This is a genomic window from Microbacterium sp. 5K110 (assembly GCF_005774735.1).
Classification (GTDB): Bacteria; Actinomycetota; Actinomycetes; order Actinomycetales; family Microbacteriaceae; genus Microbacterium.
On sequence record NZ_VBUM01000151.1, the window covers coordinates 1 to 2,918 of the forward strand.

Here is a 2,918-nt window from a genome sequence, read left to right on the forward strand (position 1 = left end):
CCATAATCCAGTCCGATTCGCCGAGACTGCACCCTGCTGACGAAACCGCTGCAGACTGCAGTGGAGATGTCAGACAGATGCAGTCTCGCGGCCGGTGCCGTCACGGCCGGTGCGGCGCTCCACGCCCGGATGCCGCGACTACCGGCCCGTCGCCTCCGGAATCCGCGAGACTGCATCCTGCTGACAAAACCGCTGCAGGCTGCAGTGGAGATGTCAGGCAGATGCAGTCTTGCGAGATCGCCCAGCGCTACAGCGCCACCGCGTCGTGCGACGCGCGGCGGACGTCAGGCGCCGCGAAGCCGCTCGGCGAGGTACCCGTGCAGTGCGTCGAGCGGGATGCGCTCCTGGCCCATCGTGTCGCGGTCGCGGACGGTCACGGCGTTGTCGTCGAGCGAGTCGAAGTCGATGGTGACGCAGTACGGCGTGCCGATCTCGTCCTGACGGCGGTAGCGGCGGCCGATCGCGCCGGCGTCGTCGAAGTCGACGTTCCAGCCGGCAGAGCGCAGGGTGTCCGCGACCTCTCGGGCGAGCGGCGACAGGCGCTCGTTGCGCGAGAGCGGCAGCACGGCGGCCTTCACCGGCGCGAGGCGCGGGTCGAGCTTGAGCACCGTGCGGGTGTCGGTGCCGCCCTTGGCGTTGGGCACTTCTTCTTCGACGTACGCGTCGACGAGGAACGCCATCATCGCGCGCGTCAGACCGAACGACGGCTCGATGACGTACGGGGTGTACTTCTCACCCGAGGCCTGGTCGAAGTAGGTGAGGCTCGAGCCCGAGGCATCCGAGTGGCTCTTGAGGTCGTAATCGGTGCGGTTGGCGACGCCCATGAGCTCGCCCCACTCCTTGCCCGGGAAGCCGAAGCGATACTCGACGTCGATCGTGCCGGCGGAGTAGTGCGCGCGGTCGTCTTCCGGGACGTCGAACCGCTTCATGTTGTCGGGGTCGATGCCCAGGTCGACGAACCAGTTCCAGCACGCCTCGACCCAGTGCTCGAACCACTCCTGCGCCTCGGCCGGGGGCGTGAAGTACTCGATCTCCATCTGCTCGAACTCGCGCGTGCGGAAAATGAAGTTGCCGGGGGTGATCTCGTTGCGGAACGCCTTGCCGACCTGACCGACGCCGAACGGGGGCTTGCGACGGGATGCCGTGAGCACATTGGAGAAGTTCACGAAGATGCCCTGCGCGGTCTCGGGGCGCAGGAAGTACAGGCCCGACTCGTCGTCGACGACGCCGAGGTACGTCTTCACCAGGCCGGAGAAGGCCTTGGGCTCGGTGTACTGGCCCTTGGTGCCGCAGTTGGGGCACGGGATGTCGGCGAGGCCGTTCTCGGCCGTGCGCCCCTTGCGGGCCTCGAAGTCCTCGATGAGGTTGTCGGAGCGGAAGCGCTTGTGGCAGTGCAGGCACTCCACGAGCGGGTCGGTGAACGTCGCGACGTGGCCCGAGGCCTCCCACACGCGCTTGGGCAGGATGATGCTCGAGTCGAGGCCCACCATGTCGCCGCGGCCGCGCACGAACGTTTGCCACCACTGGCGCCGGATGTTCTCCTTGAGCTCGGTGCCGAGGGGGCCGTAGTCCCACGCCGAACGCGAACCGCCGTAGATCTCACCGGCCTGGAACACGAACCCGCGATGACGCGCGAGCGAGATGACCTTGTCGAGGCGGGATTGTTCGGCCACGGTGGCTCCAATGGTCGGGAAAGTTGTGGGTGCGAGCGCGAGTGCGCGGCATCCAGTTTATCGAGCGAAGCCGCCCCTCATCGTGTGAGGCGTTCCCGCTGCACCGTGAAGGCCTCCAGCGCCGCATCGTCGATCTCGACGCCGAGCCCGGGCCCGGTCGGGACGCGCACGTGTCCGTCCTCGAGGACGGCGGGCGCCGTCACGATGTCGCGGTCGTAGAAGCGGGCGGATGCCGAGATGTCGCCGGGCAGCGTGAACCCCGGGAGCGCCGCGAGCGCGGCGTTGGCCGCCCGCCCGATGCCGGTCTCGAGCATGCCGCCGCACCACACGGGGATCCCGGCCGCGCGGCACCGGTCGTGGATCGCGAGGGCTTCGAGGTACCCGCCGACGCGGCCGGCCTTGATGTTGATGATCGCCGCGGCGCCGAGCTGCAGCGCGTCGGCGGCGGCCTTGTCCGACACGATCGACTCGTCCAGGCACACGGGGGTACGCAGGCGCTTCGCGAGCGTCGCGTGGTCGACGAGGTCGTCCTCCTGCAGCGGCTGCTCGATGAGGAGCAGGTCGAAGGCGTCGAGCCCCTGGAGCGTGTCGGCATCCGCGAGGGTGTAGGCGGAGTTGGCATCCACTTGCAGAGGGATGCCACCGAAGGCCGCGCGGACCGCGGCGGTGTCGTCGATGTCGCGTCCGGGCTTGATCTTGATCTTGATGCGGACGTACCCCTCGTCGAGGTAGCCACCGACGGTGTCGACGAGAGCGGCGGGGTCGCGCTGGATCCCGACCGAGACGCCCGAGGGCACGCGGTCCTTCTCTGCGCCGAGGTACGCGGAGAAGCTGCGGCCCTCTGCGCGCAGCGCGACGTCGATCACGGCGAGCTCGAGCCCGGCCTTGGCCATGCGGTGCCCAACGACGGGGGCGAGGATGCCGGCGACCTCCTCGGGTGCGACCGTGCGGCGCTCGAGCAGGGCGGGCGCGAGGAAGCGGGTGAGCACGTCCCACGCGCCCTGCGTGTACTCGCTGGAGTAGAACGGCTCGGCCTGCGTCACGACCTCGCCCCACCCGACGCCGTCGGCGGTCTCGGCACGGACGACGATCACCTCGCGCACCGTCTCGGTGCCGAACGACGTCGTGAACGGCGAGACCAGGGGAATCTGCAGGACCCGCAGCTCGATGGCATCCAGGGTCACGGGGGCGGCGGGAGTGCGGGGCGGCATGAGGGCAGGGTATCCGGCGTCCCGTCCCTTTGGT

At 69.2% G+C, this 2,918-nt stretch carries 2 protein-coding genes; both read right to left on the reverse strand.

What is annotated here, in order from left to right; all coding sequences use genetic code 11:
* Nucleotides 1-284: 284 nt before the first annotated feature.
* Nucleotides 285-1,673 carry a glycine--tRNA ligase gene (locus FE256_RS17715; protein ID WP_138178275.1) on the reverse strand — a complete coding sequence of 463 codons (1,389 nt, stop codon included), beginning with the start codon at nt 1,671-1,673 and terminating at the stop codon, nt 285-287.
* Nucleotides 1,674-1,750: 77 nt separating this feature from the next.
* Complete coding sequence (gene menC / locus FE256_RS17720; RefSeq protein ID WP_138178277.1) at nt 1,751-2,884, reverse strand: o-succinylbenzoate synthase; 1,134 nt, start codon at nt 2,882-2,884, stop codon at nt 1,751-1,753.
* Nucleotides 2,885-2,918 lie beyond the last annotated feature (34 nt).